We start from the raw sequence: 13,387 nt of genomic DNA on the forward strand, positions 1-13,387 counted from the left end.
TGAGGGCCTGTCCTCAAACTAGCCACAGGTAGATGGCGGCAGCGTGGACGCCTGCTAGGAAGTTGGCAGCCCGCTTGTCGTAGCGTGTGGCGATGGCGCGGAACTGCTTGAGCTTGCAGAAGAAGTTCTCGACGAGGTGGCGCGCGGCGTAGAGATCGCGGTCGAAAGGCTGCGGTCTTCTGCGATGCCGCTTGGGCGGGATGGCCGCGGTCTTGCCTGCCTGGCGCAGCCGGTCGAGCACGCGCTGATCGGCGTCATAGGCGCGATCGGCGAGCAGCGTCGGCGCCTCCAGTCGAGGCAGCAGCACGTCGCTGCCGCAAAGGTCATGCGCCTGGCCCGGCGTCAGGTGAAAGCTGATCGGATTGCCCAGCGCGTCGACCAGGGCATGGATCTTGGTGCTCAGCCCGCCTCGGGCGGGGCCGATGGCTTCCTCGGCGCGATTTTTTTTGCCGCGCCGGCGCTGTGCTGATGCGCCCGCACGATGGTCGCATCAATCATCGCGTATTCATTGTCGGCATCCGCGGCCAGGGCTTGGAACAGGCGTTCCCAGACACCCCGGTGTGCCCAGCGGCTGAAGCGCGTATGCACGGCTTTCCAGGGACCGTATCGCTCCGGCAGGTCGCGCCAAGGAATACCAGCGCGGTAGCGGAACAGCACCGCCTCGAAGAAGCGCCTGTTATCCGACGCGGGGCGACCGACGCTGCCTGACCGGCCTGGCAGCAGATCCTTGATCCGATCCCACTGATCGTCGCGCAAACCATAGCGCCGCATGCAAAAGGCCTCCGATCACTCGACCGGAGGCCCATGAATCACGCATCAGCCACGTTGAGAATCAGGAATTTGAGGGCAGGGCCTCCTTCACATCCAGGACAATATTGTCGCCGGGCCGGAACGCCAGGCTTTCGGCGAGCAGGGAGACACCCTCGGCGACGCTGGAGACGAAGCCGATATCGCCGGCCTCGACCTGCCAGAGCGCGGCCATGCGCGCGCGCACCCGCTCCACCACCGCCTCCTGCGCGGTGCGGCCGGGCATGCCGGCGGCCTTGTCGCGGGCATAGCGCGCATAGGCGTCGGCATGGCGGCGCAGCAGCGGGGTCTCGCCGCCGGCACAGACATGGGCGACCGCCGGCGGCATCTCGAACGCGGCGGGATCGAAGATCGGCGTCATGGGCGGGCTCCTGTCGCGCCCCGGCAGCCTGGGCCCGCCCCGCCGCCGGCGTCAATGCGCCGAGATGTTCTTGTCGCGCACCACCCCGGTCCAGATCGCCGCCTGCGCGGCCAGGAAGCGATCGAATTCCTCGGGGCTGGAGCCGATGACCTCAACCCCCTGCCCTTCCAGCGGCTGGCGCACCGCCGGCTGGCGCAGCGCCTCGGCCAGCGCCGCCTGGAAGCGCTGCAGCACCGGGGCCGGGATGCCGGCCGGCGCCATGAACCCCCAGAAGGCTTTCGCGGAGACGCCGGCGACGCCGCCCTCGATCAGCGTCGGGATGTCGGGCCGCAGCGGCGAGCGCGTCTCGCCGGTCTGCGCCAGGGCGCGCAGCGTGGTGCCGACCTGGCCGCCGAGGCCGACGACGCTGGCCACCGCCAGATCGACCTCGCCGGCCGAGGCCGCCGCACTCATCGGCCCGCCGCCGCGATAGGGGACGTGGATCAGCTTCGTCCCGGTCGCGTCCTGCAGCCGCTCCATGGTCAGATGCGCCAGGCTGCCGATGCCGATGGTGCCGTAGCTGAGGGTCTCGGGCTTCGCCCGCGCCGCCGCCAGCACATCGGCCAGGCTGCTATAGGGCTTGGCATTGGCGGTCGCCACCAGCATCGGCGCGGTGGCCACCAGCATGACGCCGCGCAGATCCTTCGCCTCGAAGCCGAGCTGCGGGTTCAGCGCCGGATTCACCACATGCGTGTCGAAGACCAGCACGAAGCTCTGCCCGTCGGGCGCGGCGCGCGCGACGCTGGCGGTGCCGAGCGCGCCGCTGGCACCCGGCTTGTTCTCGACGACGATCGGCACGCCGAGCGCCGCCTGCAGCGGGTTCTGCAGCAGGCGGCAGAGCAGATCGGCGCTGCCCCCTGGCGGGAAGGGGGCCACCAGCCGGATCGGCCCGTCCGGCCAGGGGCGCTGCGCCAAGGCGGGGGTGGCGAGGGGCAGCGCGGCCAGCAGCAGGCGGCGGGAGAGTGTCATGGCGTCCCCTCCCCTCAGGCCAGGCCGAGCTCGCGCAGCACGGCTTCCGTCTCCGCCTGGTCGCGCGCTACGAATTTCTGGAAGTCGTCGCCGGTCAGGAAGGCATCGTCCCAGCCGCGCTTCTGCAGCAGCTCCTGCCAGGCCGGCGCCGCCCGCAGCGATGTCGCGAAATCGACCAGCGCCCGCAGCGGCGCGCCGCTGACCTGCGGCGCCGCGAACAGCCCGCGCCAGTTGGTGGTGGTGACGTCGTAGCCGCTTTCCTTCAGCGTCGGCACGTCCGGATGCAGCCGGCGCTCGCCGCTGGTGGCCAGCGCGCGGACGCGGCCGGCGGCGACCTGCTCGGAGAACTCGCCCCAGCCGGCGACGGCGGCCTTCACCTGCGCGCCGATCACCGCCGATTGCGTGGCGCCGCCGCCGGGGAAGGAGACGAACTGCGCCTCCAGCGGCTTGCGGCCGAGCACGGTCATCAGCCGGCACAGCACCACATGGTCCACCGTGCCGCCGCCGGCGCCGGCGATCGGGATGCCGCGCGGCTCGGCCTTCAGCGCCTCGGCGAAATGGCGGATGTCGCGGAACTCGCTGCTGGCGGGGACCACGATGACCGCGGCTTCCTCGGTCAGGCGTGCGACAGGGACGACATCCTTCAGGCTGACCGGCGACTTGCTGGCGATGGCCGCCCCCACCAGGCTGGCGCCGGCGACGAAGAGGCTGTCCGCCCGACCGCGCCGCGTGGTGACGAAGCGCGCGAGGCCCACGGTGCCGGAGCCGCCGGGCAGGTTCTCGAACTGGCAGCGGGCGACCAGGCCGGTGGTGACGCCCACCTGCTCGATGGCGCGGCCCAGCCCGTCCCAGCCGCCGCCGGGCGCGGCGGGAACCAGGAAGTTCAGGCTCGGCAGGGGCTCCGCCGCCCGGGCGGCGGAGAGGAACGGCAGGGCGGCGGTGGCCGCCAGCAGGCTGCGACGATGCATCGGGACGGGGTTTCCTCACGGGACGTGCCCCGGCCGGTCTGGCGCCGGCCTGAGGGGCTTCTGGCTGCGACGGGTCAGTCCGGGCCGGGATAGAGCACCCGGCCCTCCATCAGGCGGCGCGCGGTGCGATAGACCACCGCTTCCTCGGCGATCAGCGCGCCCTCCTCGAGCCGGGTGCGGGCGGCCACCGGCAGGATGCCCGAGGGATGGGCGACGCGGATATCGTCCTGCGGTCCCCGCGGGCGGGCCAGCCCCTCGGCCAGGCTGCCGGGGATGCGCGTGGCGACGGCCAGGCAGAGGGCGCCGGTCAGCGGCGACGCCTTGTGCGGCTGGCCGGCGGAGATCATGCGCACCAGCAGGTCCATCTCGCCGGCGGCCAGGGTGCTGCCATCGGCGGCCGGCGCATCGCGGGGCGCCGCCAGCAGCGCCACCTGCGGCAGGTTCCTGAGCGTCGTCTCGGCCTCGCGTGGCGTGGTGACCAGGCCCATGGCGAGCGCCGCCGCCACGCGGATTCTCTCAAATATCGCGATATGGGCGGGATCGGACAGGGCCGAGGGGGATTCGGTGCCGGTGAAGCCCAGCGAGGCGGCGGCGACGAAGACCACCGGATTGGCGGCGTCGACCAGCGAGGCCTCGATCACGCCGAGCCCCGGCACGTCGAGCCGGTCCAGCGCGCGGCCGGTGGGCAGCAGCCGGCCGGTCGCGGCGCCGCCCGGCGACAGGAAGGCCAGCCGGATCGGCGCCGCGCGCCCCGCCACGCCCTGCAGAAGAAAGTCGCCGTCGACAGCGGGCAGCCCGTCGCGCAGCGGGAAGCGCGCCTCGATGATCTTCGCCGTGTTGGTGTTGTGGATGCGCACCACGGCCTCGTCGCCCTGCGGCGCGATGAGGCCCTCCTCCACCGCGAAGGGGCCGACCGCCGAGGAGATGTTGCCGCAATTGCCGCGATAGCCGACGACCGGCGTGTCCACCTGCACCTGGGCGAAGGTGTAGTCCAGATCGGCGTCGGGGCGCGTCGGCGGCCCGATCACCGCGATCTTCGACAGGGAGGAGATGCCGCCGCCCATGCCGTCGAGCTGCCGCCCGTTCGGATCGGGGCTGCCGAGCGCGGCCAGGAAGATCGGGTCCCACCCGGCCCGCGCCGCCGGCAGGTGGTGCGCATGGAAGAACAGCGCGCGGCTGGTGCCGCCGCGCATATAGACGGCCGGCAGGCGGTGCAGGCGGGTCATGCGGCGTCTCCTTCGGCGGCCAGGGCGCGCAGCATGTAGGGAAGGATGCCGCCGGCGCGCCAGATGCGGGCGTCATAGGCGCTGTCCAGCCGGCAGCGCAGCGGCACGATCTCGGGCGGGCCGTCGGCGCGGTGCAGCGTCGCGCGCAGCAGGGCGCCGGGGCCGGCCTGGCTGTCCAGCGCCTCGATGTCGAAGCGCTCGCTGCCATCGAGGCCGAGCGTCAGCCGCGTGGCGCCGCCGGTGAATTCCAGCGGCAGGATGCCCATGGCGACCAGGTTGGCGCGGTGGATGCGCTCGAAGCTTTCGGCGATGACGGCAGCGACGCCGAGCAGACGCGGCCCCTTCGCCGCCCAGTCGCGCGAGGATCCGGTGCCGTATTCGCGCCCCGCCACGACGACCAGCGGCACCCCTTCGGCGCGATAGCGCTCGGCGGCGTCGAAGATGCTCAGCATCGCGCCGCTCGGCTGGTGGCGGGTCAGCCCGCCTTCGGTGCCGGGCAGCATCTCGTTGCGCAGGCGGATATTGGCGAAGGTGCCGCGCATCATCACCTCGTGGTTGGCGCGGCGGGCGCCATAGGCATTGAATTCCTGGGGCGGCACCTGATGCGCGGCCAGGAAGCCGCCGGCCGGGGAATGCGGCGGGATGGCGCTGACCGGCGAGATGTGATCCGTCGTGATGCTGTCGCCCAGCAGCAGCAGCAGCCGCGCCCCCTGCAGCGAGGGCGGCGGCGGGTCGCCGGCCTGCAGCGCGTCGAAATAGGGCGGGCGGCGGATATAGGTGCTGCCCGGCTGCCAGTCGAACCGCATCTCGGTCGGTGCGGCCAGGGCGCGCCAGTCCTCGTCGGCCTCGAACAGCGGCGCATATTCCTGGCGATAAAGCTCGGGCGTCACCGCGTCCTGCATCAGCGCCGCGATCTCCTCGGCCGAGGGCCAGAGATCCGCCAGGAAGACCGGTGCGCCGTCGTGGCCGGTGCCGATCGGGTCGCGCGTCAGGTCCAGCGTCACGCGGCCGGCCAGGGCGAGCGCCACCACCAGCGGCGGCGACATCAGATAGCCGGCGCGCGCCAGCGGATGGATGCGGCCCTCGAAATTGCGGTTGCCGGAGAGCACGGCGCAGCCGATCAGGTCGCGTTCCCTGATGCGGGCGGCGACGGCATCGTCCAGAGGCCCGGAATTGCCGCCGCAGGTGCCGCAGCCGAAGCCGGTCAGGTGGAAGCCCAGCGCGTCCAGGCTTTCCTGCAACCCGGTCTTCTCCAGGTAGCGCGCGACGACCCGCGAGCCCGGTGTCAGCGAGGCCTTGACCCAGCCCGGCACCCCCAGCCCCCGCGCCACCGCCTTCCGGGCCAGCAGCCCCGCCCCCAGCATCAGCGCCGGGTTGGAGGTGTTGGTGCAGGAGGTGATGGCGGCGATCACCACGGCGCCGTCGCCGAAGCCATCCTCCCAACCCTGCAGCGGCCGCTTGGCGAAGGCCTCCAGGCTGGCGGGGATGTCAGCCAGGGCCAGCCGGTCCTGTGGGCGGCGCGGCCCGGCGACGCAAGGCTGCACCGCGCCCAGATCGAATTCGACCAATTGGGAAAAGACCGGCTCGGGCGCGGCAGGATCGCGGAACAGGCCCTGGGCGCGGCAATACTCCTCGACCAGGGCGCACTGCGCGGCGTCGCGGCCGGTCGCGGCCAGGTAGTCCAGCGTCGCGCGGTCGACCGGGAAGAAGCCGCAGGTGGAGCCGTATTCCGGCGCCATGTTGGCGATGGTGGCGCGGTCGGCCAGGGTCAGCGCGCCATCCAGAGCCGGCCCGGTGAATTCGACGAATTTCTCCACCACGCCCAGCGCGCGCAGGCGCTGCGTCAGGGTCAGCACCAGGTCGGTGGCCGTCGCCCCCACCGGCAGGCGGCCGGTCAGGCGGACGCCCACCACCTCGGGCAGGCGGAAGACCAGGGGTTGGCCGAGCATGGCGGCCTCGGCCTCGATGCCGCCGACGCCCCAGCCCAGCACGCCCAGCGCATTGATCATGGTGGTGTGGCTGTCGGTGCCGACCAGTGTGTCCGGATAGGCCAGGCGGCGGCCGGCTTCCTCGCGGCTGACGACGACCGTGGCGACATGCTCCAGGTTCACCTGGTGCAGGATGCCGCCGCCGGGCGGGGCCACGCGGAAATTGCCGAAGGCGGTCTGGGCCCAGCGCAGGAAGGAATAGCGCTCGGCATTGCGGCGGTATTCATGGGCGACGTTGCGCGCCATGGCGTCGGGGGTGCCGGCGCAATCGACGATCAGCGAATGGTCGACGATCAGGTCGACCGGGATCACCGGATTGACCCGCCGCGCATCGCCGCCGCGCGCGGCGAAGGCATCGCGCAGGGCGGCGAGGTCCACCATGCCGGGGACACCCGTGAAATCCTGCATCAGCACGCGGGCGGGGCGGAAGGCGACGTCGCCGGGCTTCGCCTCGCCCCCGGCGGCGGCGAGCAGCGCGTCGATGTCGGCCTGCCGCACCGTGTCCTCGTCCTGGTGGCGCAGCAGGTTCTCCAGCAGCACGCGCAGGCTGTAGGGCAGCCGCGCCAGCCGTTCCGCGCCGGCAAGGCCGGGCAGGTCGAGGACGTCATGCTCGATGCCGGCGAGGATCATCTTGCGGAAGCGGGTCATGCACAGGGATCCTCGGAAGCAGGGGGGCCGAGCAGCGGGGCCAGCGCCGCATAGGAGGCGGTGACGTGGCGCCGCATCTGCCATTCGGCCATCTCGGCATCGCGCTCGGCGATGGCGTCGAGGATGCGGCGATGCTCCAGCACCGCCCGCGCGCCGCGGCCGGGCACTTTCTTCAGCTGCGAGCGGTAGAGGCGGAGCTGCTGGTAGAGGTCACCGCAGAGCAGCCCGGCCAGCAGGGCATTGCCGGCGGCGCGGGCGATCAGGGCGTGGAAGTCGCGATCCTCGCCGCCGAGCGCATTGGGCGCATCGTCGCCACCACGGGACAGGGCCTCTTCCTGGGCGCCCAGGATGGCGCGCAGCCGGTCGAGGTCGGTACTGCTCATCGCCATGGCCGCGGCGCGGGCGGCAAACCCTTCGAGCGCCTCGCGCACGCCATAGATCTCGCGGAAGGTGGCGGCGGAGAGGCTGACGACGCGGGCGCCGAGGCGCGGCGCGCGCTGCACCAGGCGGCGTTCCTGCAGCCGGTTCAGCGCCTCGCGCAGCGGCGCGCGGCTGACGCCGAACTGGCGGGCGAGGACCGGCTCGCTCAGCTTGGCGCCGAGCGGGATCTCACCCTGGATGATCGCCTCGCTGAGCCGCTGGAACAGCGACTGGGCGAGCGCGCCATCCGCCCGGGCCGTGTCGGCTTCCGGTTCGATGTCGACAGTTTCCACCATTGGCGGGCAGGCTATGCCCGGATCTGCCACCCGTCCAGCGCAATTTTGTCGACAACTATCCCCGCCAGAACCGCGGCATGAACAGGATCAACAGCGTAAAGAGCTCCAGCCGGCCGAGCAGCATGGCGAAGCAGAGCAGCCATTTGGCGCCCTCCGGCATGGCGCCGTAATGGCCGGCCGGGCCGATCACCGGGCCGAGGCCGGGGCCGATATTCGACAGCATGCTGACCGCCGCGCTGGCGCTGGTCAGGAAGTCCAGATCCATGGTGGTCAGCGCGATGGTCAGCACGCCGTAGCAGACGAAATAGAGGGTGAAGAAGCCGACCACCGAGCCCACCACCTCGTCCGGGATCGGCCGGCCGCCATAGAGGCGCGGGAAGACGCCGCGCGGATAGAGCAGCCGCAGGAACTGCACCCGCAGCATCGCCGCCATCACCTGGAAGCGGAAGATCTTCAGCCCGCCGGCGGTGGAGCCGGTGCAGCCGCCGACGAACATCAGCCCGAAGAACAGCCCGGTCGTCGCCCCGCCCCAGATCCCGTAATCGGCCGAGGCGAAGCCCGTGGTGGTGACGATGGAGACGGTGTTCAGCGCCGCATGGCGGAGCGCGTCCAGCGGCGGATAGCGGTCATGCAGCATCAGCCAGCCGGTCAGCAGCAGGATCACCAGGGCCAGCAGGCCGAGCAGCCCATGCACCTGCGGGTCGCGCAGCAGGGCATAGTCGCGCTGCATCAGCCGGATATAGAGGACGAAGGGCAGCGCACCCGCCAGCATGCCGAAGGTCGCGATCCAGTGCACGGCCGGATTGTTCCAATGCGCCAGCGAGTCGTCGGCGGTGGAGAAGCCGGCGGTGGAAATCGTGCTGAGCGCATGCGCCACCGCATCCAGCGGCCCCATCCCGGCCAGGGCATAGGCCACCGCGCAGGCCAGGGTCAGCACCAGATAGGCGACCAGAATACGCGCGGCGATCTGCCGCACCCGCGGCATCACCTTCTCCGAGCGGTCGGAGCTCTCGGTGCGGAACAGCTGCATGCCGCCGACGCCGAGCGTCGGCAGGATGGCCAGCGCGGTCGCGATGATGCCGATGCCGCCCAGCCATTGCAGCAGCGCGCGCCACAGCAGGAGGCCGGGCGGCGCGGTGTCGAGCCCGTAGATCACCGTGGCGCCGGTGGTGGTCAGGCCGGAGACCGCCTCGAAGACCGAATTGGTGATGCTGCCGCCCAGCCCCTCCAGCGCCGAGAGATACAGCGGCACCGCCGCCGCCGCGCAGACCGCCAGCCAGGCCATCGGCGTGAGGAGAAAGGCCTGTCGCAGGCTCAGGCCCTGCGTCAGGTCGCAGCGGGTGGCGCGCAGCAGGGCGGCGGCGGCCAGCACCGTGCCGGCGGCGCTGATGGCAAAGCCGCGCCAGTCGGGATGGCCGGCCGCGGCATCGACGGCGGCCGGCAGCAGCATGAAGCCGCCCAGCACCAGCAGCATACGCGCCACCAGGTGCAGGACGGGACGCAGCGGCGGCGGCGCCCAGGAACCGCGCGGCTGCGGCGGGCGGGCGGGCCTCACTGGCCGGCGCCCGGCGCGCTGCCCGGCAGGGCGATCAGCGCCTCGGCCTCCTCGCGCGCCGCCTGCGCCACCACGGCGATCACCTCGTCGCCGGGCTGGATGCGGAAGTCCGGCTCCGGCAGGCGCGGCTCGCCGTCGCGCAGGATGGCGGCGACCAGCACGCCCCGGGGCAAGGCGAGCTCGCCCAGCGGCGCGGAGACCAGGCGGGACTCCGCCAGCGCGCGCACCTCCAGCACCTCGACCATGCCGTCGCCCAGCGGATAGACCTGCCCCACCGCGCCGCGCCGCACATGGCGCAGGATGGAGGCGATGGTGATGCTGCTGGGGCTGACCACCGCATCGATGCCGAGCTCGTCGACCACGGGGGCATAGCTGCTCTTGTTGACCAGGGTGATGGCGCGGCCGCAGCCGGCGCGCTTGGCCAGCACCGAGACGAAGATGTTGGTCTCGTCGTCATTGGTCACCGCGATCACCGTATCGACGGCGCCGATATTGGCCTCGTCCAGCAGCGCGCGGTCCAGCGCGTCGCCGCGCAGCACGACGCTGCCGGGGCCGAGCGCCTCGGCCACCTGCCCGGCGCGCGCCTCGTCATGCTCGATCACCTTGAGCGAGACCAGCGCGTCGCGCTTCAGCATCTGTGCCAAATGGAGACCCACATTGCCGCCGCCGACGATGACGACACGGCGCGCCTCCTGCTCGCGATGGCCGAAGGCGGCGACGACCGCATCCGCCCGCTCGGGCCGGGCGACGACATAGACGTCATCGCCGGGGGCCAGCCGCTCCTCGTCGCGCGGCATCAGGGCGGCGCCCTCGCGCAGCAGGGCGACGATGCTGAAGCCGCTCGCCGTCGCCTCGCGCCGCAGCGCGCCCAGCGTCTGGCCGGCCATCGGGCAGGCGCCCTCCTCGCAATGGATGCCGAGCAGCTGCAGCCGCCCGTCGGAGAGCGGCGCCATGTCGAAGGCGCCGGGGGTGCGGAGCCGCCGGGCAATGCCGCGGGCGACCTCGACCTCGGGCGAGATGACGACATCGACCAGCGCCCGCTCGGCCGCCTGGGCACCCTGCCAGTTGGGCTGCAGATAGCCGTGGTGGCGGAGGCGGGCGATGCGGCGGCGGACCTGGAACAGCGCCTGGCCGACCAGGCAGGCGACCAGGTTGACCTCGTCCGAGCGGGTGACGGCGATCAGCAGATCGGCTTCCGCCGCGCCGGCCGCCCGCAGCGTGTCGGGATGCGAGGCGAAGCCCACCATGCCGCGCACGTCGTAGCTTTCGTCGGCCCGCCGCGCCGCCTCGGCCGAGGCGTCGATGACGGTGACGTCGTTGCCCTCCATCGACAGATGGCGGGCGATGGTGGTGCCGACCTGGCCGGCTCCGCAGATGATCACCTTCACGCGCCGCTGTCTCCCGTCCCTGGCCGGTGAATGCTAGCGCATCGGCCAGGGTTGCGCTGCAGCGGCGCGCGGGGCCGGGGGGAAAAGCGCCTAGGCGGCGGCGGCCCCGGCCATGCCGACCATGGCGTGGCGCGCCCGGTCCATGTCGTCGAGCGTGCCGAAGGCGTTCATGTAGTGGCCCCGGAAGCCGCGGCGCTCGAGCAGCCCGAACATGGCGCCGAAGTCGAAATCGCCCTGGCCGGGCAACAGGTGCTGCTCATGCCCGTTGCGGAAGCAGTCGGCCAGCCGCACCTCCGCCACCCGCTCCAGCGGGATGGCGTCGACAAAGCCCTCGACGCCGTCCGGCATCAGATGCGCGTGGTTAGCGGTGAAGGACAGGGCGAAGGCCGGGGAGTGGATGCGGTCGTAGTAGTAGCGCCACTCCTCCAGGCTGTGCGCCAGGTAGTGGACCTCGGCATCGGCCGGCTCCTTGTTCAGGTTCTCCAGCAGCAGCAGCGCGCCATGCTTCTCGGCATGCGCCACCATCCGCTGCAGCCGCGCCAGCCCGGCCTCCATCCGCATCTGCACGTCGGCGGTGAAGTGGTAGCCGGCATGGACGACGATCCAGGCGGCGCCCAGCTTCGGCGCCACCTCGATATAGGCGCGCAGATAGGCGTCGACCGCTTCCGACAGGAAGGGCGAGTATTCGGCGACATTGACCGCCGACAGCGTGTGCAGCCCGATGGTCACGCCCTTCGCCGCCGCCTGCGCGCGGATGCGGGCACAGCGGGCATCGTCGAAGGAATCCACCTTGTTGGCCCCGGTGTCGAGCTGGATATCGATATAGCGCACGCCGCGTTCCGCGGCCCAGTCGATGGCCTGCTCCAGCGGTAGGCGGCGGCCGACATCGACGCCGATGCGGTCCAGCAGGGTCTCTTCCATCTCTTCCTCCCCTTCAGGCATTGATCCTGGTCTTCTCCGCGGCCGTCGCGGCGCGCGGCTGGGCTTCCTGATAGGCGATGGCGGTCAGGAAGCGGGCGCGGCCGGAGCGGGTGTGCTGCTCCGCCAGCTGCCGCGCCGAGGCCGCGTCGCCGGCCAGGATGCTCTCCAGCAGGCGGCGGTGCTCGGCATTGGCCTCGGCCATGCTGCCCGCGCGGTCGAAGGAACGGCGGCGCAGCATGGAGAGCTTGCGGGTGTGGTCGACATAGACCGCCTCCATCGCCGCATTGCCGGAGAAGGCCATGACATGCTCATGGAACTCGACATTGCCGGCGAAGAAGCCTTCCGGATCGCCGCCGGCGATGCGCTGGTCCATGCGGTCGACGATGGCGCGCAGCGCCATCGCCTGCTCGCCGGTGCAGGAGACCGCCAGCCGCGCCGCGGCCGAGCCGAACAGCACCGAGTTCAGCTCGTAGATCTGCATCGCCTCGTCGATGGTCAGCGTGCGGACGAAGGCCCCGCGGTTGAGGATGACGGTGACCAGCCCGGTGCGCTCCAGTGCGCGCGCCGCCTCGCGCACCGGGCCGCGGCTGACGCCGAGCTGGCGGGCCAGCGTCACCTCGTTCAGCCGGGCGCCGGGCGGCAGCGCGCCGCTCCAGATCAGGGCCTCGAGCGCCGCCTGCACCTTGCTGGAGAGGGACTGCGCCGCCTCGCGCGCCGCCTGGATTGTAGACATTTTTCCCCCGCCTCGGACCAGGCTTTGTCGGCAAGATTGCTTGCTGCATCTGCTCAGTCGCGCTTTCGCGATCCGCTTGGCCGCGCTGGGCCGGCTTTATTGTTTACATTCCACAGGGTGGGTGGCAAGACTCTTCGCCGGGAGAGAAACGATCGGCGGCACGGCCCGGGACAGCGCAAGGCGCGCCCCGGAAGCGGCCGCGCCTTCTCCCGCCATGGCAGGGAGGACCCCGATGGATATCGAGGCCAGAGGCATCGCCGACCCCCGGATCCTGACGCGGCGCGAGGCCGGCATCGGCTGGATCACCATCAACCAGCCGGAGAAGCGCAACGCCATCGCGCTGGCCATGTGGGACGCGATCGCCGCCGCCGCGAGCGACTTCGCGGCCGACCCGGAGGTGCGCGTCGTCATCCTGCATGGCGCGGGCGGAAAGGCCTTCGCCTCCGGCGCCGATATCAGCGAATTCGACCGCATCCGCGCCGATGCCGCGGCGCAGGAGGCCTATGGCCAGCGCAGCGCCGCGGCGCGCCGCGCGCTGGAAGGCATGGGCAAGCCGCTGATCGCCATGATCCAGGGTTTCTGCATCGGCGGCGGCTATGCCACCGCGCTGATCGCCGATATCCGCATCGCCTCGGAGGACAGCCGCTTCGGCATTCCGGCGGCCAGGCTCGGCATCGCCTATGGCTATGAAAGCCTGGAGAAGCTGGTGGCGCTGACCGGCCCGGCGATGGCGAAGGAGATCATGTTCAGCGGCCGCCAGCTGGATGCCGCCGAGGCGCTGCGCGCCGGCATGGTCAACCGCGTGGTGCCGGCCGCGGAGCTCGAACCGGCGACGATCGAGCTGGCAACGCAGATCGCCAGGAATGCGCCGCTGTCGCTGACGGCGTCGCGCCTGGCCATCGAGCAGATCGCCGGCGACCCGGCGAAGCGCGACCGCGCCGCGGTGGAACAGGCCAACCGCGCCTGTTTCGACAGCGAGGATTACGCCGAAGGCCGCCGCGCCTTCCAGGAGAAGCGGCCGCCCGTGTTCCGCGGGCAATAGAGACAGGGGCGCGCCAGGTGGCCGCA

Annotated in this window: 12 protein-coding genes; 1 reads left to right on the forward strand and 11 read right to left on the reverse strand. The window is 71.8% G+C overall.

Features of this window, described 5'->3' with window-relative positions:
- Positions 1-13 precede the first annotated feature (13 nt).
- The 11 genes from WFI16_RS16070 to WFI16_RS16120 form a co-directional block, all read right to left on the reverse strand.
- Positions 14-771, reverse strand: a protein-coding gene (locus WFI16_RS16070) for an IS5 family transposase (RefSeq protein WP_419898842.1) whose coding sequence is annotated in 2 segments (ribosomal slippage) — positions 14-448 and positions 451-771 — 756 coding nt in all. Because the reading frame shifts where the segments join, the coding sequence is not laid out codon by codon here.
- Positions 772-832: 61 nt separating this feature from the next.
- Entirely contained in the window at positions 833-1,168 is a 336-nt protein-coding gene (locus WFI16_RS16075) for a hypothetical protein (protein ID WP_419898843.1), read from the reverse strand.
- Positions 1,169-1,219: 51 nt separating this feature from the next.
- Complete coding sequence (locus tag WFI16_RS16080) at positions 1,220-2,176, reverse strand: tripartite tricarboxylate transporter substrate-binding protein (RefSeq protein ID WP_419898844.1); 957 nt, start codon at positions 2,174-2,176, stop codon at positions 1,220-1,222.
- Between the two features lie 14 nt (positions 2,177-2,190).
- Positions 2,191-3,144: a Bug family tripartite tricarboxylate transporter substrate binding protein gene (locus WFI16_RS16085; RefSeq protein WP_419898845.1), complete on the reverse strand. Its 954-nt coding sequence runs from the start codon at positions 3,142-3,144 to the stop codon at positions 2,191-2,193.
- Between the two features lie 74 nt (positions 3,145-3,218).
- The gene (locus tag WFI16_RS16090) at positions 3,219-4,370 is read right to left on the reverse strand and encodes a 2-methylaconitate cis-trans isomerase PrpF family protein (RefSeq protein ID WP_419898846.1); all 1,152 of its coding nucleotides are present in this window, start codon (positions 4,368-4,370) and stop codon (positions 3,219-3,221) included.
- Complete coding sequence (acnA, locus tag WFI16_RS16095; RefSeq protein WP_419898847.1) at positions 4,367-7,006, reverse strand: aconitate hydratase AcnA; 2,640 nt, start codon at positions 7,004-7,006, stop codon at positions 4,367-4,369. Before acnA ends, WFI16_RS16090 begins: the two co-directional genes overlap by 4 nt.
- The gene (locus WFI16_RS16100; protein ID WP_419898848.1) at positions 7,003-7,722 is read right to left on the reverse strand and encodes a GntR family transcriptional regulator; all 720 of its coding nucleotides are present in this window, start codon (positions 7,720-7,722) and stop codon (positions 7,003-7,005) included. The genes acnA and WFI16_RS16100 overlap by 4 nt, the downstream gene beginning before the upstream one ends.
- A gap of 55 nt (positions 7,723-7,777) precedes the next feature.
- Positions 7,778-9,277, reverse strand: coding sequence for a TrkH family potassium uptake protein (locus tag WFI16_RS16105; protein WP_419898849.1), 1,500 nt, complete (start codon positions 9,275-9,277; stop codon positions 7,778-7,780).
- The gene (gene trkA, locus WFI16_RS16110) at positions 9,274-10,665 is read right to left on the reverse strand and encodes a Trk system potassium transporter TrkA (RefSeq protein WP_419898850.1); all 1,392 of its coding nucleotides are present in this window, start codon (positions 10,663-10,665) and stop codon (positions 9,274-9,276) included. The genes WFI16_RS16105 and trkA overlap by 4 nt, the downstream gene beginning before the upstream one ends.
- A 90-nt stretch (positions 10,666-10,755) precedes the next feature.
- The gene (locus WFI16_RS16115; RefSeq protein WP_419898851.1) at positions 10,756-11,586 is read right to left on the reverse strand and encodes a sugar phosphate isomerase/epimerase family protein; all 831 of its coding nucleotides are present in this window, start codon (positions 11,584-11,586) and stop codon (positions 10,756-10,758) included.
- A gap of 13 nt (positions 11,587-11,599) precedes the next feature.
- Positions 11,600-12,319, reverse strand: a complete 720-nt coding sequence (locus WFI16_RS16120) for a GntR family transcriptional regulator (RefSeq protein ID WP_419898852.1) — start codon at positions 12,317-12,319, stop codon at positions 11,600-11,602.
- Between the two features lie 232 nt (positions 12,320-12,551).
- Here WFI16_RS16120 and WFI16_RS16125 point away from each other — a divergent pair, with 232 nt between their 5' ends.
- Complete coding sequence (locus WFI16_RS16125) at positions 12,552-13,361, forward strand: enoyl-CoA hydratase (RefSeq protein WP_419898853.1); 810 nt, start codon at positions 12,552-12,554, stop codon at positions 13,359-13,361.
- The last annotated feature ends 26 nt before the right edge of the window (positions 13,362-13,387 follow it).

Source organism: Roseomonas sp. USHLN139, assembly GCF_037145735.1.
Classification (GTDB): Bacteria; Pseudomonadota; Alphaproteobacteria; order Acetobacterales; family Acetobacteraceae; genus Pseudoroseomonas.

What these genes read in the sequence shown, in the direction of transcription:
- WFI16_RS16075 (WP_419898843.1), bottom strand. Translation starts at nt 1,168, where the DNA reads ATGACGCCGATCTTCGATCCCGCCGCGTTCGAGATGCCGCCGGCGGTC.
- WFI16_RS16080 (WP_419898844.1), bottom strand. Translation starts at nt 2,176, where the DNA reads ATGACACTCTCCCGCCGCCTGCTGCTGGCCGCGCTGCCCCTCGCCACC.
- WFI16_RS16085 (WP_419898845.1), bottom strand. Translation starts at nt 3,144, where the DNA reads ATGCATCGTCGCAGCCTGCTGGCGGCCACCGCCGCCCTGCCGTTCCTC.
- WFI16_RS16090 (WP_419898846.1), bottom strand. Translation starts at nt 4,370, where the DNA reads ATGACCCGCCTGCACCGCCTGCCGGCCGTCTATATGCGCGGCGGCACC.
- acnA (WP_419898847.1), bottom strand. Translation starts at nt 7,006, where the DNA reads ATGACCCGCTTCCGCAAGATGATCCTCGCCGGCATCGAGCATGACGTC.
- WFI16_RS16100 (WP_419898848.1), bottom strand. Translation starts at nt 7,722, where the DNA reads ATGGTGGAAACTGTCGACATCGAACCGGAAGCCGACACGGCCCGGGCG.
- WFI16_RS16115 (WP_419898851.1), bottom strand. Translation starts at nt 11,586, where the DNA reads ATGGAAGAGACCCTGCTGGACCGCATCGGCGTCGATGTCGGCCGCCGC.
- WFI16_RS16120 (WP_419898852.1), bottom strand. Translation starts at nt 12,319, where the DNA reads ATGTCTACAATCCAGGCGGCGCGCGAGGCGGCGCAGTCCCTCTCCAGC.
- WFI16_RS16125 (WP_419898853.1), top strand. Translation starts at nt 12,552, where the DNA reads ATGGATATCGAGGCCAGAGGCATCGCCGACCCCCGGATCCTGACGCGG.